Below are 15338 nucleotides of genomic sequence, written 5' to 3' on the forward strand. Positions count from 1 at the left end.
CGACCGCGCGGTGGTCCGCAGGGTCTGTACGGAGAGTGTTCGACGCTGCGTGCGAGATGGGGAATTGGCCGAAAATCGACCCCGTCGATGGTGGGGTATCAGGCCTCCTACCACGGTAGTTGAGGGCGCGTCGGGCGTATTCGGGGCGCGTATCGGGGGCGCATTCGCGCCGCAGTCGTACTGGTGACATGTCGCTGACGTGTCTTGCCTCCTGGCCGTCCCTTCTGTTCTCGCCGCCTCCGAGGGCGTCTTCGTCTCCGTTCCCGGGGTGTTCGCGGCGGCGTGGGAGGCTCCGCCGGGGCGCGTTCGGCGGAGCGCAAGCGGCGCGGGCGCACTCTGGAACGCCTCCTTCATGGCAGCATGGTGAACCGGTTCGTACGGTGCACTGGTTGTCCACAGCCTGTGGAGGCGGCGATGCGGTGGTTGGTGGGATGGAGCAGCACCGCCGCGGGAGCCGTCGCTGCCGGCTCGGCGGGGGCCACGGGACCCGACGGCGAGACCCTGCACCCGGTGGGTTCCCAACTCCTGTGGGGCGACCCCGATCCGCTGTGGGCGGTCGGTGACTGGCGCCCCGACGAGGTGCGGGTCGTGAAGGCCGACGACCGGACGCGCATCGCGGTCCTCGGCATCTGCGGCGCCACCGACGAGCAGCTGCGCGTCGCGCTGTTCGCCGCGCGCGGCGGGGCACTTCGGCATCTGACCGCCTGGCCGGGGAGCTACACCGCGATCGTGCAGGTCGGCCGGAGGGTCACCGTCTGCGGTGACCTCGCGGGCGCGCGGCCGGTGTTCTACACCCCCTGGGCCGGCGGTACGGCGTATGCGACGGCCGCGCTGCCGCTGGCCGACCTCATCGAGGCCAACCTCGACTTCGGGCACCTCGCCGCGCTGCTGGCCGCCCCCGACGTGCCCGCCGCGCTGCACGACTCCACGCCGTACGACGGCGTGAAGCGCATTCCGCCGGGGCACGCGCTGATCCTGCGCGCGGGGGCGCGTGAGATCGCGGGGTACGAGCCGGTCGCCTCGCTGGCGGTGGCGGCGCCCTCGGCCGACCCCGACAGCGCGGTCGACGCCGTGCGCGACGCGCTCGTGGAGGCCGTACGGACCCGGCTGTCCGCGCCCCGGCACGTCCCCGGGGCGGACATCGACCCCGGGCCCGTGCCCGGCATGGGGCCCGCCGAGCGGCGTGCCGCGCGCGGGATGCCGGTGCCGGGGATCGGGGCGGACCTGTCCGGCGGGCCGGCCTCGGGGACGCTGGCGCTGCTGGCCGCGGGGCTGCCCGGGAGGCCGGGCACCGTGCTGGGGCACGGCACGGGCGCGGGGGAGCGGCTGCTGGCGGTCACGTTCAACGACCTGGCCGTCGGAGGGCGGGAGGCCGAACTGGAGCGGGCGGGCGCGCTGGCCGCGAACCCGCGGCTGCACCACGTCGTCGTGGCCGGGGGCGAGGAGACCCTGCCGTACGCCGATCTGGAGGGCCCTCTCACCGACGAGCCGGGCGCGTTCCTGGTGACGGCGGCCCGGCACCGGGCGCGGCTCGCGGCCGGCAGCGCGGACCACTTCACGGGCTACGGCGCGCGGCAGGTCCTGGACGCCCATCCCGCGCGGCTCGCCGACCTGCTGATGGACCGCAAGCGGCGCCACCTGGTGCGGCCCGTCGCCGCGCTGGCCAAGACGGACGGCTCGGTGCTGGTCCCCGCGCGCGTGTACGCGGCGGCGCGGCGGCTGTCCCGTACGCCGTACCGGGCGGGGCTCGAATCCCTGGCCGAGCGTCTGCTGGACCACCGCACGGACGACGGCCCGGACGTGGCCGGGGGCGCGGTGGAGGCCTCGCTCGCCGCGCTGACCTGGGGGAGACCCGGCCCGGCGGCGCGTTGGCTGACCGGTGAGGCGCTCGCTGAAGTATCGGTTCGCCTTCAGGCGGCGACGCACCGGTCGGAGCTGGTGGGCCCGGGGCAGCGGCCGGGTGACTTCCGCGCGCGTGCGGCGCTGGCGCGGTATGCGGCGGACCTGCGGGTGCTGGAGCAGGCCGCGGAGATCCGCTTCCAGCGGCTGCACGCGCCGTTCCTCGACAACCAGGTCGTGCGCGCGGCCCGGGCACTGCCCGAGGCGTTGCGGGTGCGGCCGGGGGCGCGTGCGGCGATCCTGCGGACGGTGCTGGAGGGGGCCGGGGTGCGGGACCTGCCGTCCGGGTGGGGCGCCCCGACCCAGGCGACGGCGGCGGCCGCGGCGCGTACGGGGCTGAGGGTGGCGGCGGACTCCCTGGTCGCCCTGTTCGACACGCCGCTGCTGGCGGAGGCGGGGCTGGTGGAGGCCCGGGTGGTCCGCAAGGCCCTGCGCTCGGCGGCGGCCGGTGAGCCCCTTCCCTTGGACGGCCTCGCCGACCTCGTCTCCCTGGAACTGTGGCTCCGCCGCCTGCTGTCCCGCCGTGGCACCTGCTGGACGGGCACACCGGCCCGCCAGCGGGCTGTACCGGCGGGAATCGCGCCGCAGCGGGGGGCGTTGGGGGCGGGGGCCGCCGGGGCTCGGCGGGTGTAGCGCCTACGCCTGATGCCGGGTGTGGCGCCTTCGCCTGATGCCGGGTGTGGCGCCTTCGCCTGATGCCGGGTGGTGGGTCGGGGCCGCGCCGGGGGGTGTCCGTCCTCGGAACGGCGCGATGGGGGCACACACAACCACCTGTTCGTTGACGCGCCAACCGCTGCGGGCGGACACCCCCCGACACGGCCCCTTCGCGCCGTGCGCGGGTGCGGGCGCGTCTCGGCTGAGCTGCCGCAGGCCGCCCTGGCTGCGGGTCGCCGTGGCCGCCCTGGCTGCGAGGCCGACGCTCTCTGTTGGCTGTGGCGGCCTGGCTGGGGGCCGTCGGTCTCGCTGAGCTGCGGGCAGTGGTGCCTCCCCCAGTGCCCGTTGTGCGACACCAGACGCAGCCCCTCCCAGAAACACCCGGCCCCCGAAAACCCCACGGCCCTCACGCCCACTCGGGCGACAATGACCCGGTGCGGTACAGAATCCTGGGCGTCACCACGGCAGTGGACGAGCACGGCACAGCCGTACCCCTCGGCGGCCCCCGCCTCCGGGCCCTGCTCACCGCCCTGGCCCTGCGCCCCTCCCACGTCACCACCCCCCAGACGCTGATCGACGAGGTGTGGGCGGACGACCCGCCCCAGGACGCCCCCGCCGCGCTCCAGGCCCTCGTCGCCCGCCTCCGCCGCGCGATCGGCAAGGACGCCGTGACCTCGGACACCGGCGGCTACCGCCTCACGGCCACGCCGGACGACATCGACCTCTTCGTCTTCGAACGGCTCGTCCGCCAGGGCACCGACGCGCTCGCCGCCGACGCCCCCGCACTGGCGGAACGCCATCTCGACGACGCCTTGGCCCTCTGGCGCGGCCCCGCCCTCGCCGACCTGCCCGACCGCACCGCCGCCAGCCGCCCGGAGGCCGCGCGCCTGGAGGCGACCCGGGCCCGGGCCGAGGCCCGCATACGGCTCGGCCGCGCCCCGGACGTCGTACCGGAACTGCGGGAACTGACCGCCGTACACCCGTACGACGAACAGCTGCACGCCCTCCTCATTCGCGCCCTGCGCGACACCGGCCGCGAGGCCGACGCACTCGCCGCCTACGAGTCCGCCCGCCGCGCCCTCGCGGAGGGCCTCGGCACCGACCCCGGCCCGCAACTGCGCGCCCTCCACGCCGACCTGCTCGCCGCGGCCGCGGGGAGCGGGAAACCGGCGCCCGCTCCGCCCGAGCGCACCGGGAACATCCGCCCCCGCCTGACCTCCTTCGTCGGCCGGGAACCCGAGATCGACGCCATCCGTTCAGACGTGCACAGGGCCCGCCTCGTCACCCTCACCGGACCGGGCGGCTCCGGAAAGACCCGTCTCGCCGAGGAAGCCGCCGCCGGGCTCCCGCAGGCGTGGCTGGCCGAGCTCGCCCCGCTCGACCGGCCGGAGGCGGTGCCGGGAGCGGTGGTCAGTGCGCTCGGTCTGCGCGAGACCGTGCTGCTGACCAGCGAGCTGACGGCCTTGCAGGACGACCCCGTCTCCCTGCTCGTGGAGTACTGCGCGCCGCGCAGCCAACTGCTGATCCTTGACAACTGCGAGCATGTCATCGGTGCCGCCGCCCACCTCGCCGAGACGCTGCTGACCCGCTGCCCGGGGCTCACGATCCTCGCCACCAGCCGTGAACCCCTGGGCGTGCCCGGTGAACTGGTGCGTCCGGTCGAGCCCCTGCCGCCGGACCACGCCCGCCGGCTGTTCGCGGAGCGCGCCGCCGCCGTCCGCCCCGACGCGGACGCCGTGCTCCGTGACGAGCGGGCGGTGGCGGAGATCTGCCGCCGCCTGGACGGGCTGCCGCTCGCCATCGAACTGGCCGCGGCGCGCCTGAGGCTGCTCACGCCCCGGCAGATCGCCGACCGGCTGGACGACCGCTTCCGCCTCCTCACCTCCGGCAGCCGTACGGTCCTGCCCCGCCAGCAGACCCTGCGGGCCGTCGTCGACTGGTCCTGGGACCTGCTCGACGAGGCCGAGCGGACGGTGCTGTGCGAGGCGTCCGTGTTCGCGGGCGGCTGGGACCTGGCGGCGGCGGAGGCCGTGTGCACGGGGCCCGCCGCCGAGCTGCTCGGGGCGCTCGTCGACAAGTCCCTCGTCGTGGCGGCACCCTGCGACCCGGACGGTGCGGGTGGCATGCGGTACCGATTGCTGGAGACCATCCACGAGTACGCCGTCGAGCGCGCCGCCGAAGACCCGCGGCTGCGTGCCGCGGCCGAGCGGCGGCACCGGGCGTGGGTGCGCGCACTCGTCGAGCGGGCCGAGCCGCTGCTGCGCTCCGCCGGGCAACTGCCGTGGGTCTCCCGCCTGGAGACCGAGCTCGACAACATCCGCGCGGCCCTCGACCGGACCCTGACCGCCGGCGACGAGCAGGAGGCCGGCGCTCTGGTCCTGGCCATGGGCTGGTTCTGGTGGCTGCGCAACTACCGGCAGGAGGGCCTGGAATGGCTCGACCGGATCCTGCGGCTGGGCGTGGAGAGGGACGCCGCCGCCGGGCTCGTGACGTCCGGCGGCGAGCCGGGGCTGCCCGATCCCGTCGACCACTTCCTCGCCGCGCCGGACGGGGAGACGGGGCATCCGCTGCACGCCCTGCGGATGGATCTGCGCATGCTGCATGTGTTCTTCATGACCGAGGCCGGGGGCATGCAGGAGTTCCTCGACGAGCGGCGGCCGTATGTGGAGCGGGTGTGGGCCTACTTCCAGGAAGGGGGCCCACGGGCGGCCCGGATCCCGGGGATCGTTTGCCTGGTCTTCTCCGCCTACCTGGGCGACCGCGGCGACCTCCGGTCCGTCATGGACTTCGCCGTCGCCAACTGCCGTATGTACGGCGGGGACTGGGAGACCGCGGTCGCCCTGATGTTCCGTACGCACATGGTCGTCGACGCACCCGGCGACCTGGCCGGCGTCGACGACGACCTCGCCGACCTGCGCGTCCTCAGCCGCCGCACCGGTGACCGCTGGCTGCGGGCCCAGGTGTGCAGCGCGGCCGGCGAGGCCGCCATGGCGCGCAGCCGCTTCGAGGAGGCCAAGGGGGAGTACGAGGAGGCGCTGCGGCTCGCCTACGAGGTGGGCGCGTACGCCGAGTCGCCGTTCCTCATCGCCCGGCTGGCCGAGATCGCCTACCGTGCGGGAGACCGCCCGGCCGCGCTGGCGGGGCTGGACGAGGCGAGCGCCGCCGCCGAGCGGTACGGCGTGGCGGACTCCAGGGCGTTCGTCCTGCTGCTGCGGGCTCAGATGGCGGCTGACGAGGGGCACATCGCCCGGGCGCGCGAGTTCTGCGAGGCGGCGCGTGCGGACGCCGCGCGCGGCACACCGCCGCCCCAGTTCATGGTGATGCTGGATCTCATGGACGCCATGGTCACGGCGAGCGAGTCCGGCCCGGAGCCCGCCCTGGCCAAGCTGACCGGTGCCCTGCGCGACGCCGTGGACAAGCGCTGCTCCGACCTGATCCGGGCCACCGTCGTGGACAGCGCCGCCGGACTGCTGGCCGACCTCGGCGAATTCCCGCGCGCGGCACGGCTGCTGGGCGCCGGGGACCGCTGGTGGGCCGGCCGTCCCCGCCCCATGCCGGAGCACGCCCGGGCGGAACGGACCGGGGCAGCCGCCCGCGCCGCCCTGGGCCCTGACCGGTGCGAGTCGGAGCGCGCCCGGGGCGCGGCCCTCACGGCGGAGGACGTCCTGCGCGAGCTGGAACAGCCGCGCAGCGCTCACGCCGCCGGGCAGAGAGCCGCTAACCGCACGTGAACCTGGACTCCGCCCAGTCCGCCAGGGCCAGGTTGTCGAGGGCGCCGTGCGGTTCCACCACCATCCGTACGGTGCTGCGCCCGGTGAGGTTCACCCGCACGGGAACCGCCGGGTCACCGCCCTCCACCAGCCCGGACCGCCACAGCCGCACCCCGTCGGCGTAGACGGAGAAGTACACCTTGCCCAGCTTCAGCGCCATGTCGTCCACTCCGACGAGCGCCTCGTACGAGGAGCAGGAGCGGTTGAGGTCGATGGTGACGGAGGAGCGGCCGTGCACGGTGACACCGTGCGTGTACCGCCGGTCGCCGGCCGACAGGCCGTCCCGCTGCCAGACCCAGCTGCTCGCGCCGATCCGCATCTCGGGCGCGGTGCCGTCGCCGCTGATGTCGTACGACAGTTCGCTCCACTGGTAGACGGCCGGGGCGGGCGGTCTCCCGGTCGGTGTGGGCCTGGGCGTGGGTGTGGGCGCAGGGGGCGGTTCCGGCCTCGGGGACGCGGGCGGCGGGGTGGGCGTCGGTGCCGTGGCCGGGGGTGGTGTGGACGACGGGCTGGTCCTGGGGGTCGGTGTCGGCGCCGGCGTCTCGGCCCGCGCGGGCACGATCGCCGGTGGCCGCGGTCCGGGTTCCCGCCGCGAAGGAGAGGGCGTGGGTTCGGCGGGCCGGTCCACCGGCGACGTCGGGGTGGGAGCCGGCCTCGCCTCGTCCTGCGGCTCCTCGCTGCCGGTCAGCGCCAGCACCACCGCGGCCACGACGCCCACGGCGACCACACCGGCCGCGATACCGGCCTTCAGCGGCGCGCCCACCCCTTCGGAGGCCGCCGCGCCACCTCCCGCCCCACCGGACGAGCCGCCCCCTGGAGCCCCGCTCGCCTCGCCGGCCGAACCGTCACCCGCGGCCGTCCCGCCCGACGAGCCCCCGCCCGACGAGCCCCCGCTCGCCGCGGCGGCCGGGACCGCGGCTCCGGCCGCTCCCGCTCCCGCTCCCGCGCCACCGGCGACGAGCCCGGCCGCCTTGGCGTACCCGGCGGCGCCGAACCAGCCGATGACCGCGAGCGGCACCACCGCGGGGACACCGCCGGCGACCTCCTCGATCTGCGTCGCGGCCAGCCGGCACTTCGCGCACTCCTCCAGGTGCTTGCGCAGACCCCGCTCGGCACGCGTGCGCAGCCGGCCGCGGGCGTACCTGCCGAGCTGGTCGGCGTAGCGCGCGCATTCCTCGTCGGCGGTGAGCGTGGCGCTGACGTGGGCCCGGAGGCAGGCCTGCTTGAGGCCCTCGCGGGCCCGGCCGGCGAGCACGCGCGTGCCGTTGGCGTCCAGCCCGAAGAGCGTGGCGACCTCGCTGGGCGACTCGTCCTCGACCTCGGTGTGCCACAGCACGGCCTGCCATCGCTCCGGCAGCGACCGGAAGGCCCGCATGGCCATGGACCGCTCGGCGTCGTGCATCGCCCGCACGTCCGCGCGCACGTCGAGCGTGTCGTCGTCGGACACGGCGGAGCCGCGTGCGGACTGGGCGGCGAACGCCGCGAAGTCGTCGACGAGCTGCTCCCGCCGCGCCGACCGCGTCCAGGAGGCGGCGACACGCCGGACGGAGGTGAGCAGGTAGGCGCGCACGGCGTGCTCGGGTCCGGAGCCGCCGCGTACCGCCTGGAGCATGCGGGCGAAGACCTCGGCGGTCAGGTCGTCGGCGGTGTGGGCGTCACGGCAGCAGGTCCGGGCGTACCGGCGCACGGCCTGCGCGTGGCGCCGGAACAGCTCCTCGTACGCCGTGTCGTCGCCCGAGCGCATCCGGTCGATGAGATCGGCGTCGGAGGGCGGCAGCTCGCGCGACGGCGGCAGGACGCTGTCCTCACGCCACGCGCGCTGTGGCGGGACCGGGCCGCCGGCTGTGGCGTCCCCGTTCCCGTTCCCGCTCGACTCGTCCCGCCGCCCGTCAACGCTCATCGCGGAAAGCCCCCGCCAGCCGCCCAACACGTCCAGACCACCAGGGTCAGAGTGCCATAGGTGCCTTTGCTCAGAACCCAGGAGTGCCGGACCATCACTTTTCCGCGATCGAGCGGCCTGACGGAGAGGCCTGACGGACCAACCCAGGCGACCAGCCGAACCCGATCAGTCCAGCCGCTCGGCAGCCGACAGCACCAGCCGATCGCTCGGCCGTTGCGTCAGCCCCTCCGGCTGCCCGTTCCGCAGCCCTCCGGCTGCCCCTTCCGTCAGTCGCCCCTCCCGGCGTCCACCCGCCTCACGCCGGTCGTGACCGCAGCCCCTCCAGCAGGATGTCCAGCAGCCGGGCCGACGCGGCCGCCTGCTGTGCCGCGTCCGGCAGTGAGGGCGCGGCCGTCGCGATCACCAGCAGCACGTCCGACACCGACACGTCCGACCGCAGCTCACCCGCCGCCCGCGCCCGCTCCACGAGCTGGCCCACGACCTCCAGCAGCGCCGACGCCCCGGCGTCGTCCTCCGCCACGACCGCCGATGCCGGCACCGAGGCGACCGCCACCGGCTCCTCCGGCACCAGCCGCAGCTCCGCCGGGCCCGGCTGCGTCCGCTGCTGCGGCACCCGCGACTGATCGGCACGGTCCTCCTCGACCGAGACCCTCAGCACCTGCGGCGGCAGCAGCCGCCCGGCGCCGGAGGCCACCGACGTACGCAGGAAGCGCGACAGCGCCGACCACGGCTCGTCCTCCTGCCCGAGCGCCGCGCGCGCCTGGTCGGTCAGCCGGGAGGTCTCCTCCTCGGCTATCCGCCGCACCAGGACGTCCTTGCTCGGGAACCGCCGGTACACCGTGCCCACGCCGACCCGCGCGCGTCGCGCCACGTCCTCCATCGGCGCGCCGTACCCCAGCTCGCCGAACACCTCACGCGCCGCCCGCAGCACGTGCTCCAGATTGCGCTGTGCGTCCACGCGCAGCGGCGTCGTCCGCGATCCGTTCCCGCGTCCGTTGCCCGCCGTCGCGCTCATCGCCACGCCGCCCGCCGCGACAGCGGACGCGGACGACCAATGAGAGTCCTGAACATGCATATGTATTCCCCCGGTAATGACGTCTCCCCCCGGAGACACTCCCCGCCATTCGATGCCGGGACGGAGGAACAGGCTCCTGGTCTGCAGGCCCGCCGGTCGCGGACCCACTGAGCGCATCCCCCTACACCCCGTCGACAGACGAACATAGTTGAGAGAGAGTCAATTCAGAAGGGGCATGTTCCGCACAGAGCGCCCACCGATCGGAGTACGGGTCGCATACGTCCCGAATGTACCCCCGGCCATCCCCAGCACCACCCCTGCTGACCTGTGGGTATTCGCCGCAGCTCGTCTTTCCGGCCAACTCCGCGCGCTCTCCCGCTCCGGTCACACAATTCGTCGAGGCTGTGGACAAACGCAAGCGACGGGTGCGTCATGGGATGGTGAAGGAACGTGCGCGCATTCTCGTTGTCGGTGGTGGCTACGTCGGGATGTACACAGCCCTGCGCCTCCAACGCAGACTGAAACGGGAACTGGAGCGGGGCGAGGTGGAGATCACGGTCGTCACCCCCGACCCGTACATGACCTACCAGCCGTTCCTTCCCGAGGCCGCCGCGGGCGCCATCTCCCCCCGCCACGTCGTCGTACCCCTGCGCCGCGTCCTCGACCGATGCCGCGTCGTCATCGGCGAGGCCACCGCCATCGACCACGCCAAGCGCACCGCCACCATCAGCACCCTCGCCACCGAGGAGGAGGGCACCGGCGGGCAGCTGCTGACGTACGACGAACTCGTCCTCGCCCCCGGCTCCGTCTCACGCACCCTGCCGATTCCCGGCCTCGCCGACCACGGCATCGGCTTCAAGACCGTCGAAGAGGCCATCGGCCTGCGCAACCACGTCATCGAGCAGATGGACATCGCCTCCTCCACCCGCGATCCCGCGATCCGCGACGCGGCCCTCACCTTCGTCTTCGTCGGCGGCGGCTTCGCCGGCGTGGAGGCGCTCGGCGAACTGGAGGACATGGCCCGCTACGCCGCGCGCTACTACCACAACGTCCAGCCCGAGGACATGAAGTGGATCCTCGTCGAGGCCTCGGACCGCATCCTGCCCGAGGTCGGCGAGGAGATGGGCCGCTACACCGTCACCGAACTGCGCCGCCGCAACATCGACGTACGCCTTCAGACCCGCCTGGAGTCCTGCGCGGACCGGGTCGCGGTGCTCAGCGACGGCGCCCGCTTCCCCACCCGTACGGTCGTCTGGACGGCCGGCGTCAAACCCCACCCGGTGCTCGCCGCCACCGACCTGCCCCGCAACGACCGCGGACGCCTCACGTGCACGGCGGAACTGGCGATCGAGGGCACCACGCACGCGTGGGCCGCGGGAGACGCCGCCGCCGTCCCCGACGTGACCGCGGACGAGCCGGGCCGCGAGTGCGCCCCCAACGCCCAGCACGCCCTGCGCCAGGCCAAGGTCCTCGCCGACAACATCGTGCACACCCTGCGCGGCGAACCCCTGCAGACGTACGAACACGCCTACGCCGGATCGGTCGCCTCCCTGGGCCTCCACAAGGGCGTCGCCCACGTCTACGGACGCAAGCTCAAGGGCTACCCCGCCTGGTTCATGCACCGCGCCTACCACCTCAGCCGCGTGCCCACCTTCAACCGCAAGGCGCGCGTGCTCGCCGAATGGACCCTGGCCGGGCTCTTCAAACGCGAGATCGTCTCCCTGGGTTCACTCGAACACCCCCGGGCCGAGTTCGAACTCGCGGCCGGTGGAAAGCCTTCCCAAGACCCCCCGGTGAACCCGAAGGGGTCGTCCTGACCGGACCCAGGAACTCCCACGGCCGGCCCGGCGTCTGACGGATGCCGGTCCGGTCCGCTCACTGCCAGACTGGTCCACCACCACGGGCGTGCCCCACGCGCCCCGGTGCGGGCCCCCGGGGCCCCGGCCGGTTCCGGTGCCGGCCGCCGACGACTACACGAGGCAAGGATTCGTGAACTTCACGCGCTGGAGCGCCCGGCTCCCCGGAACGCAGCGCCGCGCCGCAGCGCGGACCGAGCAGACGGCCTCCCCGGACCGGCGGGGGGAAGGTTCCGTACCCGCCGCCCGAGCCGAACAACTGACCGACGAGCCACCGCCCGTACCCGCCGTCGACGAACTGCGGGTGCGCGAGGTCCTCGACCGCGTCCCGTCCCTCGTCGCCCTGGTCCACGGCCCCGACCACCGCATCGCCTACGTCAACGACGCGTACACGACCGCCTTCGGCGTACGCCCCCTGGGCGAACGCGCCCGCGAGGCCCTCCCCGAACTGGACGCCCTCGGTCTGTTCCCCCTCCTGGACCAGGTCCAGCGCAGCGGCAAGCCGCGCACGGTCAAGTCCCGCAAGGCCCCCGACGGCCGCTCCTACACCTTCACCTGCACCCCGGTCGCCCAAGGCGACGGCAAAGGCGGCAGCGACGCCCGCGGAGTCCTCGTCTTCGCCACGGACGTCACCGACCACGCCGAAGCGGCCGAACGCCTGCGCGCCAGCGAACGCCGCCAGCGCGAAACGGCGGTGACACTCCAGAGATCACTGCTCCCCCAGGAGCTCGAAGAACCCGACGACCTGCGCGTCGCCGCCACATACCACCCCGGCGGCACCGAGGCCGCGGTCGGCGGCGACTGGTACGACGTCATCACGCTCGGCGGCGGCCGCACGGCCCTCGTCATCGGCGACGTCATGGGCCGCGGCGTCCGCGCGGCAGCGGTCATGGGCCAGCTCCGCACAGCGGTCCGCGCCTACGCCCGCCTCGACCTGCCCCCGCACGAGGTCCTCCAGCTCCTCGACGGCCTGGCCGCCGAGATCGACGCCAACCAGATCGCCACCTGCGCGTACGCGGTCCACGACCCGAACGAGGGCAAGCTGGTCTACGCCTCGGCGGGCCACCTCCCCATCCTCGTCCGCGACGAGAACGGCGCGGTCCTGCGCGCCGACGAACCCACCGGCCCGCCGCTGGGCACCGGCGGCTGGATGCACGCCTCGGGCTCGATCCCCCTCGGCCCCGGCTCCACGGCCGTCCTCTACACGGACGGCCTGGTGGAACGCCGGGACGCCGACCTGGACGAGGGCATCGCCGCCTTGGCGAACGCCCTGGCCGGCGCCACCGGCACACCCCAGGTCGTCTGCGACCGCCTGGTCCGCTCGGCGGGCGTGACCCCCGACCACGACGACGACGTCGCCGTCCTCGTCCTCCAGCACCCGGCCCGGACAGGCCCGGAGAGCGAGCTCTTCCGCAACGCCGCCCTGGAACTCCTGGGCGGCGTGGAAGCGGCCCCACGCGCGCGTGCCTTCGCCTCCGGCGTCCTGACCAGCTGGCGCTTCCCCGCCGATCTGCACGACCTGGGCGTCCTGGCGACCAGCGAACTGGTCGCCAACTCCCTCCAGCACGGCACCCCGCCGATGCGCCTGCGCCTGCGCCGCACCGACCGCCGCCTGATCATCGAGGTCACCGACGGCGACGACCACCTCCCCAGGCGCCGCCGCGCCGAACCGGCCGACGAATCGGGCCGCGGCATCGCCATCGTCGCCACGATCGCGTCCAACTGGGGCTGCCGCCGGACCCCGGGCGGCGGCAAGGCGGTGTGGTGCGAGTTCGCACTGCCGCGCCCGCAGACGACGTAGGGCGACAGAAGCGGGGACCGTAAGGACAGAGAGGCAAGGGGAGGGGATCAGACGTCCGCGGAAACGGGCGCCCCACCCCGCGCCACAACCCGGCTCTTCGCGAGCCACGGCTGATCCTGCACCGCCGTGAGCTGCCGCCCCAGCCGCACCGCCAGGAAGCTGATACCCAGCGAGAACAGCAGGAACGCCACGATGTACGGCGCGTGCAGCGAGGCCCCCAGCGGCCCGCCCACCGCCGGCCCGACGGCCAGCGCGAGCTGCTTGACCAGGGCGAACGCGGAGTTGTACTGCCCGGCCATCCCCTCCGGCGCCAGATCGGCGACCAGCGGGGCGACCGTCGGCGACAGCATCGCCTCACCCAGCCCGAACAGGGCATACGTCGCCACGAACGCGGCCGTCGCCATCTCCTGGCTCCCATGCCCGAGCCCCGCATACCCGGCGACAGCCCAGGCCACGGCCCAGATCAGCCCGACAGCGGCGATCACCCGCGACCGCCTGCGCCGCTCCACGAACCGCAGCACGGCGAACTGCGCCACGACGATCACCAGCGTGTTCGCCGCCAGCGCGGTCCCCAGTGCCGACGTCGATATCCCGGCGGCCTCGACCCCGTACGCGCTCAGCCCCGACTCGAACTGCCCGTAGCAGGCGAAGAACAGCACGAAGCCCAGCACACACAGCTGCACCATGGCCCGGTTGCCCAGCAACTGCTTCCAGCTGCCCCGCCCCGACGCCACGGGCGCCGCCTCGATCCGCGGCGCGTGCGGCACCCGAACCGTCGCCATCACCACGACCAGCAGCAGGAACATCGCCGCCTCGATCGCGAAGAGCAGCGTGAAGGAGGCCGCACTAGAGGTGTCGACGAGATGCCCACCGATGAGTCCGCCCACCCCGAGCCCCAGGTTCTGGAGGAAGAACTGCATGGCGAAGGCCCGCGAGCGCGTGTCCGCGGTCGAGCTGTCCACGATCATCGTCGCCAGCGCCGGCTGCGTCACGGCCTGCCCGGCCCCCAGCACGGCAGCCCCCGACAGCACCGTCGCGGCACCGCCCGCCAGCCCCAGGCCCAGTGCACCGACGGCGGCGGCGACCAAGGCGGCGAGCAGCACCGGCAGCGGGCCGCACCGGACGATGGCCCGCCCGGCGAACGGCAGCACGACCAGCGCCGCCACAGCGAAGACGGCGAGTACGAGACCCGCCGTCATGGCTCCCAGCCCCCGCACCTGCGCCACATAGACGTACAGATAGGGGACGGTGAAGCCGAGCCCGAACGCGCTGAGTGCGTTGCCCACGTGGATCCGGCGCATCGCTGCGCCCATCGCCCTGGTCACGTTCACCTCTCTCACAAGTAGTTAGGAGTGAAGACTTCGAAACTAAAGTTCGAAGCTAAAGAGTACATATCCAAGGACTTCAAGGCAAAGAACGAGCGTGCGATACTCCCCCCATGGGCGACACCCCCGGCCCCAGCGAGCCGACCCTCGAAGAGCAGATCGCGGCGTACCAGCGCGAGTTCCAGGACCTCGACCCCCAGGTGGAGCAGATCGTCTCGGCCCTGTCCCGCCTGAACCGCCGCATGAACGTCGCCTACGGCCGTCAGACCGCGGCCCTCGGCATCAGCAACGCCGAGTGGGAGGTCCTCAAGGCCCTCGTCCTCTCGGGCGCCCCCTACCGCTTGGGCCCGAGCGACCTCGCCAAGCGCCTCGGCCTGACTCCGGCCGCCATGACCCACCGGATCGACCGCATGGTCGGCGAAGGACTGGTCACCCGGGAGCGGGACGAGACCAACCGGGTCCGCGTCATCGTGGAACTCACCAGCGGAGGTCGTGAGAAGTGGCTGGAGGCGATGCGCCTGGCGACGGTCTTCGAGGAGGACCTGCTCCAGGACCTGTCCCCGCAGGAGCGCACCGCGCTCGGCGAGGTCCTCACCCGGCTCCTGCGCCGGGTGGAAGACGCCCAGCCGGACGCCGGCGGCCGTCTCTCCGACCTGGACTGACGCCCGCACAAAGCTCTTGACAGGGGCCGCTTGACAGCCCCCTCCCTGATCCGTAAAGTTCTTCGGGTTGCCGCGGAGCCGTAACGGTTCTGCGACAGCACTTCCGCCGCATGAGCGGCACCCAACCACTAGCAAGATCGATCCCAACGGGATTGATTTCGGCGTGCCCGAATTCAATTCGAATGGGGACTCGACGACCTGATCGACTCCGGACTGGCTTCGATTTTGGAATCGCCGAGAGAACGCGCTAAGGTTGGACACGTCGGAACGGCCCAGCGGCCGGGAAGACGAACCCCGCTGACTGGGGGTCAGATCGAGAAAAGGATCTGATAGAGTCGGAAACGCAAGACCGAAGGGAAGTGCCCGGAGGAAAGCCCGAGAGGGTGAGTACAAAGGAAGCGACCGTTCCTTGAGAACTCAACAGCGTGCCAAAAGTCAACGCCAGATATGTTGATA

The 15338-nt window shown here is 73.5% G+C and carries 8 protein-coding genes; 5 read left to right on the top strand and 3 right to left on the bottom strand.

Annotated features, from left to right (window positions below):
• Positions 1–414 precede the first annotated feature (414 nt).
• Together ACFZDA_RS30930 and ACFZDA_RS30935 are read left to right on the top strand one after the other, a co-directional pair.
• Positions 415–2532, top strand: coding sequence for an asparagine synthase-related protein (locus ACFZDA_RS30930; protein ID WP_391088060.1), 2118 nt, complete (start codon positions 415–417; stop codon positions 2530–2532).
• Positions 2533–2987: 455 nt separating this feature from the next.
• Complete coding sequence (locus ACFZDA_RS30935; protein WP_391088063.1) at positions 2988–6284, top strand: BTAD domain-containing putative transcriptional regulator; 3297 nt, start codon at positions 2988–2990, stop codon at positions 6282–6284.
• Here ACFZDA_RS30935 and ACFZDA_RS30940 read toward each other — a convergent pair.
• Positions 6271–8223 (bottom strand): sigma-70 family RNA polymerase sigma factor, encoded by a 1953-nt coding sequence (locus ACFZDA_RS30940; RefSeq protein ID WP_391088066.1) that lies wholly within the window; start codon positions 8221–8223, stop codon positions 6271–6273. The two genes, ACFZDA_RS30935 and ACFZDA_RS30940, sit on opposite strands and share 14 nt — an antisense overlap.
• Positions 8224–8518: 295 nt before the next feature.
• On the bottom strand, positions 8519–9298 hold the full coding sequence (locus tag ACFZDA_RS30945; RefSeq protein ID WP_391088068.1) for a TetR family transcriptional regulator: 780 nt from the start codon (positions 9296–9298) through the stop codon (positions 8519–8521).
• A 377-nt stretch (positions 9299–9675) separates the two neighbouring features.
• On the opposite strand from ACFZDA_RS30945, the gene ACFZDA_RS30950 reads away from it, so the two are divergent.
• Together ACFZDA_RS30950 and ACFZDA_RS30955 are read left to right on the top strand one after the other, a co-directional pair.
• Positions 9676–11055: an FAD-dependent oxidoreductase gene (locus ACFZDA_RS30950; RefSeq protein ID WP_391088071.1), complete on the top strand. Its 1380-nt coding sequence runs from the start codon at positions 9676–9678 to the stop codon at positions 11053–11055.
• Positions 11056–11227: 172 nt separating this feature from the next.
• Complete coding sequence (locus tag ACFZDA_RS30955; RefSeq protein ID WP_391088074.1) at positions 11228–12895, top strand: SpoIIE family protein phosphatase; 1668 nt, start codon at positions 11228–11230, stop codon at positions 12893–12895.
• Positions 12896–12942: 47 nt separating this feature from the next.
• On the opposite strand, the gene ACFZDA_RS30960 is transcribed toward ACFZDA_RS30955, so the two are convergent.
• The gene (locus tag ACFZDA_RS30960) at positions 12943–14208 is read right to left on the bottom strand and encodes an MFS transporter (protein WP_391088134.1); all 1266 of its coding nucleotides are present in this window, start codon (positions 14206–14208) and stop codon (positions 12943–12945) included.
• A 125-nt stretch (positions 14209–14333) separates the two neighbouring features.
• Here ACFZDA_RS30960 and ACFZDA_RS30965 point away from each other — a divergent pair, with 125 nt between their 5' ends.
• Entirely contained in the window at positions 14334–14882 is a 549-nt protein-coding gene (locus ACFZDA_RS30965; protein WP_391088077.1) for a MarR family transcriptional regulator, read from the top strand.
• Positions 14883–15338 lie beyond the last annotated feature (456 nt).

It is taken from the genome of Streptomyces sp. NPDC007991 (assembly GCF_042958445.1).
Classification (GTDB): domain Bacteria; phylum Actinomycetota; class Actinomycetes; order Streptomycetales; family Streptomycetaceae; genus Streptomyces.